General features: G+C 65.1%; 13 protein-coding genes and 1 tRNA gene. 8 read left to right on the top strand and 6 right to left on the bottom strand.

All coding sequences use genetic code 11. The features are described from left to right. Nucleotides 1-168 precede the first annotated feature (168 nt). Together rpoH and ACFQX9_RS36230 are read right to left on the bottom strand one after the other, a co-directional pair. Nucleotides 169-1068, bottom strand: coding sequence for an RNA polymerase sigma factor RpoH (gene rpoH / locus ACFQX9_RS36225; protein WP_007596598.1), 900 nt, complete (start codon nt 1066-1068; stop codon nt 169-171). 217 nt (nt 1069-1285) lie between these two features. Beyond that, nucleotides 1286-2293, bottom strand: a complete 1008-nt coding sequence (locus ACFQX9_RS36230; RefSeq protein WP_026232566.1) for an RluA family pseudouridine synthase — start codon at nt 2291-2293, stop codon at nt 1286-1288. On the opposite strand from ACFQX9_RS36230, the gene ACFQX9_RS36235 reads away from it, so the two are divergent. From ACFQX9_RS36235 to ACFQX9_RS36245, 3 genes are all read left to right on the top strand, one after another. After that, complete coding sequence (locus ACFQX9_RS36235; protein WP_018453628.1) at nt 2292-2636, top strand: hypothetical protein; 345 nt, start codon at nt 2292-2294, stop codon at nt 2634-2636. The genes ACFQX9_RS36230 and ACFQX9_RS36235 overlap by 2 nt on opposite strands. A 223-nt stretch (nt 2637-2859) precedes the next feature. Then, nucleotides 2860-2934: transfer RNA gene (locus tag ACFQX9_RS36240), tRNA-Glu, on the top strand. Nucleotides 2935-2995: 61 nt separating this feature from the next. Continuing rightward, complete coding sequence (locus ACFQX9_RS36245; RefSeq protein ID WP_085349596.1) at nt 2996-3529, top strand: 2'-5' RNA ligase family protein; 534 nt, start codon at nt 2996-2998, stop codon at nt 3527-3529. Between the two features lie 62 nt (nt 3530-3591). On the opposite strand, the gene ACFQX9_RS36250 is transcribed toward ACFQX9_RS36245, so the two are convergent. Next, complete coding sequence (locus tag ACFQX9_RS36250) at nt 3592-4545, bottom strand: alpha/beta hydrolase (protein WP_085384409.1); 954 nt, start codon at nt 4543-4545, stop codon at nt 3592-3594. A 992-nt stretch (nt 4546-5537) separates the two neighbouring features. Here ACFQX9_RS36250 and ACFQX9_RS36255 point away from each other — a divergent pair. Both ACFQX9_RS36255 and ACFQX9_RS36260 read left to right on the top strand, forming a co-directional pair. Continuing rightward, the gene (locus tag ACFQX9_RS36255; protein WP_377791912.1) at nt 5538-7028 is read left to right on the top strand and encodes an amidohydrolase family protein; all 1491 of its coding nucleotides are present in this window, start codon (nt 5538-5540) and stop codon (nt 7026-7028) included. Between the two features lie 3 nt (nt 7029-7031). Next, nucleotides 7032-7997: a GTP-binding protein gene (locus ACFQX9_RS36260; RefSeq protein ID WP_085349593.1), complete on the top strand. Its 966-nt coding sequence runs from the start codon at nt 7032-7034 to the stop codon at nt 7995-7997. A gap of 10 nt (nt 7998-8007) precedes the next feature. Here ACFQX9_RS36260 and ACFQX9_RS36265 read toward each other — a convergent pair whose 3' ends face one another. Further along, nucleotides 8008-8385, bottom strand: coding sequence for a tautomerase family protein (locus ACFQX9_RS36265; RefSeq protein WP_377791913.1), 378 nt, complete (start codon nt 8383-8385; stop codon nt 8008-8010). Between the two features lie 110 nt (nt 8386-8495). Here ACFQX9_RS36265 and ACFQX9_RS36270 point away from each other — a divergent pair, with 110 nt between their 5' ends. Continuing rightward, nucleotides 8496-9095 carry a TetR/AcrR family transcriptional regulator gene (locus ACFQX9_RS36270; RefSeq protein ID WP_094183489.1) on the top strand — a complete coding sequence of 200 codons (600 nt, stop codon included), beginning with the start codon at nt 8496-8498 and terminating at the stop codon, nt 9093-9095. Between the two features lie 3 nt (nt 9096-9098). Here ACFQX9_RS36270 and ACFQX9_RS36275 read toward each other — a convergent pair whose 3' ends face one another. Then, nucleotides 9099-9572, bottom strand: coding sequence for a hypothetical protein (locus ACFQX9_RS36275; protein ID WP_018453635.1), 474 nt, complete (start codon nt 9570-9572; stop codon nt 9099-9101). A 12-nt stretch (nt 9573-9584) separates the two neighbouring features. Continuing rightward, entirely contained in the window at nt 9585-9935 is a 351-nt protein-coding gene (locus ACFQX9_RS36280) for a hypothetical protein (RefSeq protein WP_018453636.1), read from the bottom strand. A 440-nt stretch (nt 9936-10375) separates the two neighbouring features. Between ACFQX9_RS36280 and ACFQX9_RS36285 the strand changes: the two genes are divergently transcribed. Together ACFQX9_RS36285 and ACFQX9_RS36290 are read left to right on the top strand one after the other, a co-directional pair. Continuing rightward, the gene (locus ACFQX9_RS36285; RefSeq protein WP_085349591.1) at nt 10376-12058 is read left to right on the top strand and encodes a methyl-accepting chemotaxis protein; all 1683 of its coding nucleotides are present in this window, start codon (nt 10376-10378) and stop codon (nt 12056-12058) included. Between the two features lie 12 nt (nt 12059-12070). Further along, on the top strand, nt 12071-12736 hold the full coding sequence (locus ACFQX9_RS36290; RefSeq protein WP_377791914.1) for an aspartate/glutamate racemase family protein: 666 nt from the start codon (nt 12071-12073) through the stop codon (nt 12734-12736). The last annotated feature ends 33 nt before the right edge of the window (nt 12737-12769 follow it).

Below are 12769 nucleotides of genomic sequence, written 5' to 3' on the forward strand. Positions count from 1 at the left end.
AGGCCTGCATTGGAGACCTCGCTCTTGCAACAAGCGCCGCGGCGTACTGGATGCCCCGCCTTCGCGTGGCATGACGGCGAGAGTTGCGTCCAAACAAAAAAGCCGGCGTTGCCGCCGGCTTTCTGTCACTTGTCGATCCGCCAAACTCTGGCGCTAAAAACCTCGCGCTTAGAGCGCGGCTTCCAGCGCGGCCTGTTCGGCCTTTGCGATCGTGCCCTTGACCGCGGACTGCACCTTCTCGAAGGCGCGGACCTCGATCTGGCGGACGCGCTCGCGCGACACGCCGAACTCGGCAGCCAGGTCTTCCAGCGTCATCGGCTCATCGGCGAGGCGGCGCGCCTCGAAGATGCGGCGTTCGCGCGGGTTGAGCACGCCCATGGCGCCGTTCAGGGCGTCACGGCGGTGATCATACTCCTCGTGCTCCGCCAGCATGGCTTCCTGGTTGGGCGAATTGTCGACCAGCCAGTCCTGCCATTCGCCGGCTTCGCCGTCGTCGCGGATCGGAGCGTTGAGCGACGCGTCGCCACCGAGGCGGCGGTTCATGTCGACCACGTCCTGAGCCGTGACGCCGAGACGCTTGGCAATGATGGCCACCTGGTCGGGGCGGAGATCGCCTTCGTCCAGTGCGGAAATCTTGCTCTTCGCCTTGCGCAGGTTGAAGAACAGCTTCTTCTGGTTCGCGGTGGTGCCCATCTTCACGAGCGACCACGAACGCAGGATGTACTCTTGAATCGACGCCTTGATCCACCACATCGCGTAGGTTGCGAGACGGAAGCCCTTCTCGGGCTCGAACCGCTTCACCGCCTGCATCAGGCCGACATTGCCTTCCGAGACGACCTCGGAGATCGGCAGGCCGTAGCCGCGATAGCCCATGGCGATCTTGGCCACGAGACGGAGATGGCTGGTGACGAGTTGGTGCGCGGCGTCGCGATCATCGTGCTCGCGCCAACGCTTGGCGAGCATGTATTCCTGCTGGGGTTCCAGCATCGGAAACTTGCGGATTTCGCCGAGGTAACGGGAAAGGCCGGATTCGCCATTAAGGACCGGCAGGGTAGCTGTACGGGCCATAGTGCGCCCTCCAAACAGGTTCAGGCCCCCGATAGCGGCGGGCCAGGCAGACGACCGCTTGGTTAAAGCCGATCGGTGCTGCGATGTTCCGCGTTGGTCTTCAACGCAAGCGCAATATACTCCATCGGAAGGCAAAAAGGGAAGGATTGCTGACGTCACGTCCCCGTGTGGCAGCTATAACTTTTTGTAATGTAAAGCATTTCTGAAGCGGCCTGCGTCATAGCGCCGCTTTGAGGGCCCCCTGAAGGAGAAGCAAATCCTCCGGCAGAGGCGTCTCCCAGTGAAGTAATTCTCCAGTCCTCGGGTGCTCCAATACCAGCAGGTAGGCGTGCAGCGCCTGCCGCCCCAGCGCGGCGAGGGCGGCCTGCGACTCGGGGCCCAGCTGGTTCGCCTTGGTCTTGAAATGCGGGCCGTAGACGGCGTCGCCCATCAGGGGGTGGCCGATATGGGCGAGGTGGACGCGGATCTGATGGGTGCGTCCGGTCTCGAGTTCGCAGGCGAGCAGCGTCGCGATCGGCTTGCCGTCGCGTCCGGCAAAACTCTCCAGAAGCTCCCAATGCGTCACGGCCTCGCGGCCGCCCTGGCGCACCGCCATTTTCTCGCGCGCATGCGGGTGACGGTCGATCGGCGCGTCCACGGTGCCGCGATGGCGGCCCGGCAGCCCCCAGGCGAAGGCCATGTAGCCGCGCCGCATCGGCCCGGTACGGCCGTGATCGGCGAATTGCGCGGTGAGCGAGGCATGCGCGAGGTCGTTCTTGGCGACCACCATCAACCCGGTGGTGTCCTTGTCCAGCCGGTGCACGATGCCGGGCCGGCGCACCCCGCCGATGCCGGAGAGCGAGCCGCCGCAATGGGCGATCAGCGCATTGACCAGCGTACCGGTCTCGTGGCCCGCCGCGGGATGCACCACCAGCCCCTTCGGCTTGTTGAGGACGACGATGTCGTCGTCCTCGAACACGATGTCGAGGGCGATATCCTCGCCTTTCGGCTCCGGCGCGGCCGCTTCCGGCACGTCGATTGTGATCGTATCGCCGGAGGCGACGTGATAAGCGGGGTCCCGGATCGCGGCGTCCCTGAGGCTCACCGCGCCCCCCAGAATCAGGGCTTTCAGCCTCGATCGCGATAGCTCGGCAAGGTGCAGCGCCAGCACGCGGTCGAGCCGGGTCGAGCCCTCGGAGCCTTCGACGACAACCTCCAACCTTTGCGCAGAGCCAGAATTTTCCATGACGACGTCTGATACCGTTGTTCCCGAACCGAGCCCCGAGCAGGCCGCGCTGTTCGCGCGGGTGCGGCGGATGATGCTGATCGCGGGGTTGACCACGGCGCTGGCAATCTGCGCCGTGCTGATCGCGGTGGGCTACCGCCTTTTCAAGTCCGAGGGAAGGGCGCCCGAGCCGGCAGGCGACGTCACCGCGACTCTCCCGAAGGGCGCCAAAATCGTCTCGAGCGGCGTCGCCGGCGACCGGCTCGTGATCACGCTCGACATCGGCGGCGTCACCGAGATCCGCACCTTCGATGCCCACACGTTGAAGCCGGCTGGAAAGCTGAAATTCGCCAATGAGCCGTGAGTACGGCCTCGGAACTCGCCGCCATCGTCGTCTTGGCGAAGGCCAGGACCCATAACACCGGCTGGTGTGGTTGCGGGGACTGGTGGTTGGCACTTCGCCCACAACCACGCCTTGGGGTAATGGGTCCTGCATTCGCCAGGACGACAGCGGAGAGCGAGCATCCGAAACCCCTCGATCCCCGCTTGCCGCCGGCAAAATTCGAGGCTATGTCCTCTCCCTCAACGCTCCCTTCGTCTAGCGGTTAGGACGCGGCCCTCTCAAGGCTGAAACAGGGGTTCGATTCCCCTAGGGAGCGCCATTGTCTTGAAGCCAGCCTTCCCCTGATCTCGATTTGATTGTTCCGCCCCTTGGGTGCGCCTGTGGCATTGGCGATCAATATCCGGTCTGACAACGATTCAGCAGGCGAGATCGTGCGGCTGTGGCATCAGGTTGCCGTCTTCGAGGCCGAGCCCTCGATGCGTGCCCTTGGCTACCGGCCTCATTTTACGTTTGCCATCTACGATTCCCCGGCGGCTCACGAGAAGGCTGCGTGCGATGCGATGCTGGCAGCTAGTTCTGGCGAGAGGCAACTGCGGATCAGGTTCAAACGAATTCGCTGGTTCGAAGCTTCTCCGCTTGTCCTCTGGGCGGAGCCGGAGGCCAACGAATCCCTGGCTCGCATCCACGGCATCATCAGCGCGGCAATCGATCCAGCGCATTGTCGTCCTCACTACCGGCCCGGCGCTTGGACGCCCCATTGCACGCTCGGCACTGCTATTGCCGATGAACGCCGCGATGATGCGATGGACTTCGCGCACGCGTTTGACCGCAACATTGAAGTGTTGTTCGACGTGGTGGATTGCGTCGCCTTTCCGCCTGTGCGGATCATCGCCGAGCGAAAATTGCCATTGTAGTTGGTTGTCGCTTCGGTGTCATTGATCGCGACGCATCAAACTCATGCCGCGCGGGCGCTCTCCTAAGCGATCGTGCCGTCGATCGAGCGGCGGATCACCCGCTGTACTTCTGCATTCGACAGAAAAAGATCGTGGTTGATGATGCCCCAGCCTTCCGCTGACGCATCGACCACGCGTACGCCGAGGCGCGCGATGACGGCTTTTTCGGCGGCGCCGACCCTGGTCATTCCACCTGCGATCTGTCCCGACAACGCCAGTGCGCGATCGTTCGTCGCGGCGATCACGGTGATTTTGCCCGCAAGCGGACCGATGCGCTGGATCGCTGACGAGAACACGTCCATGTCGATATCGGGCGCGGCAAACACCACGGCGCCGATCTTGCTCGTCACTGTGTCGCCGTATCGCGCATAGAGCTGACGCAGGCTTTCGAGCGACAGCATGGTTCCCATGCTGTGCGCAACGATGTTCACGCGGCCGGTGCCTGGCGCCGACACGAGTGTGGAGAGCACGCGCTCGAACTCGTCGCGGGACCACATCGCACTGTCGCGGTCATAGGCATAGTCGAACAGTCCTGCCTTGGAGGGCCAGGAGAACACCATGGTCCGGCCGCGGAACTTGATCCCATCGGAGAGATGGGCGCCATCCAGCACCGCCGTCTCGAACGTCTGCTTGAAGCCGTGCACATAGATCAGCACGTCTCCTCCGCCGGCCTGCGCAACGAGATCGCCAACGTCGGCCGACACCGGTTCGACCCGGTCAAGGCGCCAATCGCCAAGTCCAACCGAGGCCAGAGAAAGGCGGCTCTCGTCCGGCGCCCCCAGCTTCGCCCGCGCGATTGTCATGGTCGTCGCGCGCTCCGGCCCGAACCAGGGCTTCGTGCGACCGCCGTTCACCGGCTTGCGCGTGGTGGTGACGAGCAATGTGGGGTCAAGGGATAGCGATGACGCGTCGAAACGCGCCCCGGTCGCACCCAAGCCGGCGCATCCGCCAAGCGCGAGGGCGGTCCCCGCCGACATAAATCCGCCGAGGAGAGCGCGGCGCGAAATAGAATGACGAGGGTCGCGTTGCAGGAGACGTCGAGCGATCACACGAAACCTTTGGGAACTTTGCCCACCGTAGCGCCCCGCTACATCTCTGAATGACAATGGGGGCGAGAAGACGGCGGAGCTGCTCTGCGGTCCATTGCATGGTCGTGCAGTCCATCGTCTCCGCCGGTAGAGCGAAACAGCCGCAAACGCAAGTCAATCCCTCTCCGCAAAAATATTCCAGTTTACCGAAATTCGGAAATATCGTATGTGTCGGCCATCCCAGCCCACAAAAGGGGCGGTCGTACGTCGTCACGAACGCGGGTTGGGAGTTGCGGTGGACGCGGGCGGCGTTAAAGGCGGGCTTGTGCGTGCAGGGCGAGATGAACCTCGTGAGCATGGCACGAACCGCATCGACGGACGGCGCTCAGACCTCGCGAAGCCTCTGGCGAAGCAGGGCCATGTCCTGCGAAGCTTGGGCGAAGCAGGATGCCTGCGTACGGCGAAACCGTGTGGTCTTGGCCGTCGTTGCTACGGTCAAGCCTTTGCGAAGGCGTCATCGCGTCAACCGGCGCGGTGCCGTGCATTTCGCGGAGGTGACGGAGGCAAGAAGGAACTCGTCTCCGGGGAGAGCGCGGCATAGGCCGTCAAACCATCGCGCAGGGAAGGCCTGGTCTCGGCTGCCCTGTGTCTCCCCTGTGCATTGCGTGTGCAATCAGTTCGCATGGGGGTTTTTATGGGTGCCAGCCGGCGCCCGGTCTTCCCTGCGCCCTTTCTTTTCGAGGGGGTGAAGCGAGAAGCATAGCTCGGGCAAAACATGCCGCGAGGCTGCGAGCGCATGTCCGCGACCCGCATGCAAACTGACCTCCCTTTCGAGCCTCCCTTTCGAGCTTCCTTGCGAGCATGATGCGTCGGCATCGGTGGAGGTGGTCGTCCCTCCCGGAATCTGCCTTGATGCGAATTCAGCGCGGAGGAATTTTGACATGAGCGGCTTGGTGATCTCTGGCGGCCGGGTGGTGGATCCCGCCAGCGGAATGGACGCCATCGGGGATGTGGCGGTCGTGGACGGCAGGATCGCCGCGGTTGGCGCCTCGCTCGGAAGCGCCGAGCGGACAATCGACGCGACGGGGCTAGTGGTCGCCCCCGGCTTCATCGACCTGCACGCGCATGGCCAGTCGCTCCCCGCGGATCGGATGCAGGCGTTCGACGGCGTCACGACGACGCTCGATCTCGAAGCGGGCGTGCTGCCGGTCGGGTCCTGGTATGAGCGCCAGGCGCGGAAGGGGCGCGTGTTGAACTACGGCGCGGCCACCAATTGGGCTTTCGCGCGTATTGGCGCGATGACGGGCTCCAATGCGGAGAGCTCGCTGGAGGCGTTCGGCAACGCCATGCGCGATCGCCGCTGGATGGACAACGTCGCGAGCGATGCGGAGGTTGCCGGCATCCTCGAGCGCCTTTCGCGCGGCCTGAACGAGGGCGGCATCGGCATCGGGATCTTGAACGCCTCTGCGCCGGGCGCCGGCGTGCAGGAGCTGACCGCGGTCTGCCAGCTCGCGGCCGCGCAGGACGTGCCGACCTTCACCCATGTCGCCTACATGTCGCGCATCGATCCCGAGAGCGCGGCGGAAGCCTATATCCGCCTGATCGGCTATGCCGGAGCCACCGGCGCGCACATGCACATCTGCCATTTCAACTCGTCGAGCAAGACCGACGTCGAGCGCTGCCGCGTGCTGATCGCGAAAGCGCAGGCGCAGGGCCTGCCCATCACGGTCGAGGCCTATCCCTACGGCACCGGCTCGACCGTGCTGGCGGCCGCCTTCTTCAGCGACCCCGAATTCGTCGAGCGCAACGGCACCGGTTACGATTCCGTGCAGCGGGTCACCGACGGCCATCGCTTCAGCGATCGCGAGGAGCTCCTGAAGGCGCAGGCGGAAGAGCCGTCCTCGCTGGTGCTGTGGCACATCCTCGACACCGAGAACAATGCGCATCACCGCGACCTCCTCGACATGTCGGTGCTCTATCCCGGCGGCGCGATCGCCTCCGACGCGATGCCGTGGACGACGTCGGACGGCAAGACCTACACCGGCGATGCCTGGCCGCTGCCGGATGACGCCACCTCGCATCCGCGCTCGGCGGGCTGCTTCACGAAATTCATCCGCGAATGGGTGCGCGAGCGCAAGACCGTGTCGCTGCTCGAAGGCGTGCGCAAATGCGCGCTGATCCCGGCGGAGATCCTGTCGCAGAGCACGCCCGCGATGCGCGCAAAAGGTCGGCTCGCGAAGGATGCCGATGCCGACATCGTCGTGTTCGACTACGAGAAGCTCTCGGACCGCGCGACCTTCACGGCGATGAACCGTCCCTCCGAAGGCGTGCGGCATCTGATCGTCAGCGGCCAGCCGTTAATCACAGATGGTGTGCTGGACGTCGCGGTGCGGCCCGGCCGTCCCGTGCGCCGTCCCGTCGTCGGGAGCTGAGACATGCCGGTCCCCATTCTCCTGGTGACGGGCTTTCTGGGGGCCGGCAAGACCACTGTCGTGAACCATCTGCTGGCGCATGCGGAGGGGCGGCGAATCGCCGCTGTGGTCAACGATTTCGGTGCGATCAACATCGATGCCGAGCTGATCGCGGGCGCGAGCGACGGCGTGGTCAGCCTCGCCAATGGCTGCATCTGCTGCTCGCTCGAAGGCGACCTGCTGCGCACGCTTGCGACGCTGCTGCGGCGTGATCCGAAGCCGGAATACATCGTCATCGAGACCAGCGGCGTCGCCGATCCCGCCGAGATCGTCCGCAATTTGATGGATCCCGTGATCCTGCGCGAAGCGCCGTTGGAAACGGTGCTCTGCGTGATGGACACGGCGACACCGCCGGCCGCTCTCGACGACGCGCTGCACCGTTCGCAGCTGCGCGTCGCCGACATCGTGGCGCTGAGCAAGCTGGATCTGGCGGATGAGGGTGCGGGCGCGCGTATCCGCGAGGCCATCCGCGCGCAGCGCGTTCCTGCCGTGGTGGTCGACGCGCAGCACGGCGAGATTCCGTCCGCGCTGCTGTTTCCCGCGACCGTCGATCGTGCGCCCGCGCCGCGCAAACCCGGACCGAAACGTCCGGCAGAGCAACGCTTCGAAACCCTGAGCTGGACCTCGGACCAGCCACTTTCGCTCGCCCGCTTGCAGCAGGCCATCGGCCGCCTCGCGCCAAAACTCGCGCGGGCAAAAGGCCTGTTGGAGACCGTCGAGCAGCCCGGGCGCCGGATGGTGTTTCAATTCGCGGCCGGCCGCGCCACGCTCGCCCCTGCAGATGCCGCGCTCGCCGTTAGCGATGCCGCGCTCGCCGTTGGCGATGCCCCGGCTCTGCCGTGCGCGCGGATTGTCTTCATCGTCGAGCTAGGCGTGCTCTCGAAGGCGGAGCTCGACGGGATCATGGAGACCTGCGTTGCGGATCGTTGAAGCTGCCGCTTCAGGCGAATTGTGCGATGCCGTTTCCAACGGACCAATTCTCCGCGGGCGCATCGAGGACGTTGACGAACACGTCCTCGGGGCGGAGGCCCGGTTTTTCGCCGAGCAGGTCCGCGATCCGCCGGTACAGGGCCTTCTTCTGCTCGGGGGTGCGCGAGGCGAACACGGTGATCTGGATCAGCACGGCATCGTCGCTGCGCGTGACGCCGTAGGCATTGCCGCAGCGGAAGTTCGCGGGCGAAAGCTCGCTGATGATCATGAACTCGTCGCCTTCAGGGACGTTCAGCGCTTCGCGCATGGCGCGGTAGAGGCCGTCGAGGATCGCCTGCCGGTAGACTTCCGGCTTTCCGGCGCGCATCGAAATGTGGAGGAGAGGCATCGCGAAATCCTCATTGACGAAAGGGCGCATCGGCCCCAGTTTGTTTTTGACGCGGCGTCAGGAAATCATGTTTTTGACATCGTGTCAAATATGCTTGGTAGGAGCAAAGCTTGAGGCCGCGCGAGTTCGACCACGACGATGTCCTGCGTATCGCCTTCGACCAGTTCTGGCGCAAGGGCGTCCGCGGCACCTCGCTGTCGGATATCGCGCGCGACGCCGGTGTCCAGCGCGGTAGCCTCTACAACGCCTTCGGCAGCAAGGAGGCGCTGTTCCTCCAGGCCTACGAGCGCTACGCGGGCGATTATCTCGTCGCCCTGCAAAAGGCGCTGGGTGCGGGCTCATTGCGAAAACGCCTCACCGCGTTCTTCGACCTGACCATCAGCAACTTCCGCGCCGGCACGCCCCCGCGCGGATGTCCGACGACGCGCGGGCTGATGGAGCTCGGCGCGGCCGAAGGCGAGGGGCTCGACGAGGAGGCGCGGCAGGCCTTCGCGAACCTCATCTCGCGCATCACCGTTCTGGTTCAGGAGACGTTGTCGGCGGGTGCGGCGCGCGGTGAATTCAACGGCAATTCCGCGTCCGCAGCGCTGCACATCATCACGGTGACGCGCGGCCTCGCCGTGCTCGAACGTGCCTTCGGCGACGAGCCCCAGCTGCGCAAGATCGCGTCCCACACCATCGATCTCGTGCTCGGCAGGAAGGGCGGCTAGGGGTCAGCAGACCGCGAGCGCGTTGACCGCCCGCGTCGTCACGGTCTCGTTCTCGTTGCCGACGAACTGGCAGACGACAGTTTGGAGCTCGCCCGGCTGCTTGCCGCGTGCGACCGCCAGCAGCCGCATCAATTCCGCCTCGTCCTTCGACAGGCGCCGGCACGATGGCGGCATGAAGCACAATTGGCAAGGCCGGCCGCTGCGCAGGATTCTGACCAGCGCGGCAACGCGTGCGACCAGCAGCGGACTGTCGGTGATGCCAGGCGCCTCGTCGGCAAAGCGATAGGCCGCCTCCCAGCAATCGGACGCGCCGGTCGCATAGGCGGCAGCGATGAACCGGAACAGCGAGAGCGTGACGCGGCCAAAATCATCGTAACTCTCGACGTCAGGCCGCGTCGCAAGCGCGGCCTGAAGCGGACAGAGCCGCGCCTGGCCGGCTTCCGTGACAGGCACAGAGCCGCAACTATCCTGCATCATGCGCGATCCCGGTCAGTGCAACGTGGGGCTTCCGACCAGCCAGCTCTTCATCGCCATCGTCTGGTCATGGTCCAAAGACGGAACGTGCCGGTCGGGCAGGATGAGACCCGCCATGCGGAAGATCGTTGCAAGCCCCCGCACGGGTGCGAGAGCCCAATCGGCGCCGACCGGCGGCAGCCAGCATTCGAACTGCTCGCGCGCGATATCGTCGCGCTCTTTCTGCGCGGCCGCGATCGCCCGTAACATGCTGTGCTCGCTGTCGGACATGCGGGGGCAGGTCGGGCAGTGCACCGCGATGGCCGTATGCGCCGTGCAGGCAAAGATCTCGATGATGGATTCCAGCGAAGGCACGGCGTCGCCCACGCCAAAATGGTCGTCACTTGCTGGATGTCGGCCGCGGTCGGAACGGCGCTTCCGCTGCGCGCCTTGGCCCGAAATCCCCAAATGAAGAGCCGCTCCGCTGCGCTCAGCGCCGGAAGGTCGAGAGACCCTGTCGATGTCGATTGGTGCATTGAGCCTCTGGCCTCCGGCTGCGCCCATGCCCCGGCTGGCGCCGATGATCTGCGCCGATCGTTCCGTCAGAGCCCCCTGCAAGTCAACGCTCGGAGGGGCGATGTCGAGGTCTTCTAGTTTTGAAGAGTTCGCATCTCGGATGCAGCCAGCCTCGCGAGCCTGCGAGCCGTCTGCGGCATGCCGGTAGGATGCATGGAGTTTTGCGGGGTGGGGGAACCCGAATGCTTAAAGCTTTGCTAAGGGGCGCGGGATAAACTGGCATATCAGCCTTCCAAATCTTGCGAGCACCAATGTTTTTCTCCCGCATCAGTTTCAAGCTGGTCCTGATTGTCGGCATCAGCCTCCTTGGCATGATCGCGCTGGCGCCGATCGCGCTTTCGACCTTGCGCGCGCAGATGATCGCCGATCGTCAGGCCAAGACGCAGCACTTGGTCGACGTCGGCTACGGCATCCTGGCGCACTACCAGAAGCTCGAGAGCGAAGGAAAACTCCCGCGCGAGCAGGCCCAGGCCGGCGCGATCGCGGAGATCAAGAGCCTGCGCTACGACAAGGTCGAGTATTTCTGGCTGAACGACATGACCCCCAAGATGGTCATGCATCCGATCAAGCCCGAACTCGACGGCAAGGATCTCTCCGGGATGAAGGATCCGTCCGGCAACGCGCTGTTCGTCGGCTTCGTCGACGTCGTCAAAAAGCAGGGCGCGGGCTTCTACAGCTACCTCTGGCCGAAGCCCGGCTTCGACCAGCCGGTCGGGAAAATCTCCTATGTGAAGGGCTTTGCGCCCTGGGGCTGGATCATCGGCACCGGGATCTATCTCGACGACGTCGACGCCGTTTTCCGCCAGAATGCGATGACCTTCGCCCTGGTGTGCCTGGTCGTGTTCGTGCTCGTGCTCGGCGCCTCCTTCGTGATCGGCCGCAGCGTGACCCGGCCGCTGGCGAAGATCACGGCACTGACCGACCGCCTCGCCGCCGGCGACAGCGCGTTCGACGTGCCCCATACCGATCGTCGCGACGAGATCGGCGGGCTCGCCAAGGCGCTCGCCGTGTTCAAGGACAATGCGTCGGCGGTCGGCCGCATGCACGCCGAACAGCAGGAGACGAAGCAGAAGGCCGACGAGGAGAAGCGCAAGACGATGACCGACCTCGCCGGCAAGTTCGAAGCGAACGTTCAAGCCGTCGTCCGCGACGTGTTCAAGGAGGCGCGCGCGATGCAGCAGGCCGCGCAGGGCATGTCCGAGACCGCCGACAAGGCGACCGACCGTGCGAGCCTCGTCGCCACCGCCTGCCAGCAGGCATCGAGCAACGTGCAGACGGTGGCCTCCGCCGCCGGGCAGCTGTCGTCCTCGATCGCCGAGATCAGCCAGCGCGTCGCGCAGGCTGCAAGCGTGGCCGACAAGGCCGCCGCCGACGGTCAACGCACCAACGACACCGTGCAGGGACTTGCTGCAGCCGCGCACAAGATCGGCGAGGTCATCGACCTCATCAACCAGATCGCCTCGCAGACCAATCTGCTCGCGCTCAACGCCACCATCGAGGCGGCGCGCGCCGGCGAGGCCGGCAAGGGTTTTGCGGTGGTGGCAAGCGAAGTGAAGTCGCTGGCGAGCCAGACCGCGAAGGCGACCGACGAAATCGGCGCGCAGATATCGGCGATCCAGGCCGAGACCAACCAGGTGGTCGGCAACATCGACAGCATTCGCAAGACCATCATGGAGGTCAACGAAATTTCCTCGTCGATCGCCGCAGCCGTCGAGGAGCAGGGCGCCGCGACGGCGGCGATCGCGCACAGCGTACGGGAGGCCGCCTCCGGCACCGACCAGGTTTCGCAGAACATCTCGGGTGTGACCGACGCGACGGCGGAGACCGGCCAGGCCGCCGGCCTCGTGCTGCAATCGAGCGGCCGGCTGTCGCAGAAGCTGCAATCGCTGGAAAACGAAGTCAGCGCTTTCGTTGCGGGGGTACGGGCGGCCTAGTATAGCAGAAGGATGAGCGCGCGCATCCTTCTGATCAATCCGAACAGTTCTGTGGCGACCACAGCGATGATGGTCGCCATCGCGAGGTCAGCCGCCGTGGACGGCTTCGACATCGACGGCGCGACCGCAACGCGCGCGCCGCAAATGATCGTGACGCCGGATGCGCTGGATGCAGCTTCCACCGAAGTTCTGGAGATCGCGCAGTCACACCGGCATGCATGCGACGGTATCATCGTCGCGGCGTTCGGCGATCCTGGGTTGGCCGGGATCAAGGCCGCGATGAAACTGCCGGCGGTCGGCATCGGCGAGTCCTCGATGCTCGCAGCTGCCGAGAACAGCCGCCGCTTCGGCGTGGCGACCACGACGCCGCTGTTGGAAGGGAAGATCGACGCCGTGCCGGAAGCGCTGGGGTTGCGATCGCGTTATACCGGCGCCCGCTTCGCCAAAGGCGATCCGCAAGACCTGATGCGCGATCCGGCGCGATTGCGCGCAGCACTCGCCGGCGCGGTCGAGGCTTGCATCGCGCAGGATGGCGCGGAGGCGGTCGTCATCGGTGGCGGTCCGCTGGGCGAAGGCGCGCGCGAGCTTCAGCCGATGTTCACCGTGCCGATCATCGCGCCGATCCCGTCTGCCGTGGCGCGGATTATTCGCCTCATCACGGCGCGCGCGACCGATTGAAATTCCGGCCCGCGGGAACGGTCGTCGCAACCG

The organism is Bradyrhizobium sp. GCM10028915, assembly GCF_042666195.1.
Taxonomy (GTDB): Bacteria; Pseudomonadota; Alphaproteobacteria; order Rhizobiales; family Xanthobacteraceae; genus Bradyrhizobium; species Bradyrhizobium canariense_D.

Excerpts from the sequence above, each read along its gene's own strand:
- rpoH (WP_007596598.1), bottom strand. The coding sequence starts at position 1,068 with ATGGCCCGTACAGCTACCCTGCCGGTCCTTAATGGCGAATCCGGCCTT.
- ACFQX9_RS36235 (WP_018453628.1), top strand. The coding sequence starts at position 2,292 with ATGACGACGTCTGATACCGTTGTTCCCGAACCGAGCCCCGAGCAGGCC.
- ACFQX9_RS36230 (WP_026232566.1), bottom strand. The coding sequence starts at position 2,293 with ATGGAAAATTCTGGCTCTGCGCAAAGGTTGGAGGTTGTCGTCGAAGGC.
- ACFQX9_RS36250 (WP_085384409.1), bottom strand. The coding sequence starts at position 4,545 with ATGTCGGCGGGGACCGCCCTCGCGCTTGGCGGATGCGCCGGCTTGGGT.
- ACFQX9_RS36255 (WP_377791912.1), top strand. The coding sequence starts at position 5,538 with ATGAGCGGCTTGGTGATCTCTGGCGGCCGGGTGGTGGATCCCGCCAGC.
- ACFQX9_RS36260 (WP_085349593.1), top strand. The coding sequence starts at position 7,032 with ATGCCGGTCCCCATTCTCCTGGTGACGGGCTTTCTGGGGGCCGGCAAG.
- ACFQX9_RS36265 (WP_377791913.1), bottom strand. The coding sequence starts at position 8,385 with ATGCCTCTCCTCCACATTTCGATGCGCGCCGGAAAGCCGGAAGTCTAC.
- ACFQX9_RS36275 (WP_018453635.1), bottom strand. The coding sequence starts at position 9,572 with ATGATGCAGGATAGTTGCGGCTCTGTGCCTGTCACGGAAGCCGGCCAG.
- ACFQX9_RS36285 (WP_085349591.1), top strand. The coding sequence starts at position 10,376 with ATGTTTTTCTCCCGCATCAGTTTCAAGCTGGTCCTGATTGTCGGCATC.
- ACFQX9_RS36290 (WP_377791914.1), top strand. The coding sequence starts at position 12,071 with ATGAGCGCGCGCATCCTTCTGATCAATCCGAACAGTTCTGTGGCGACC.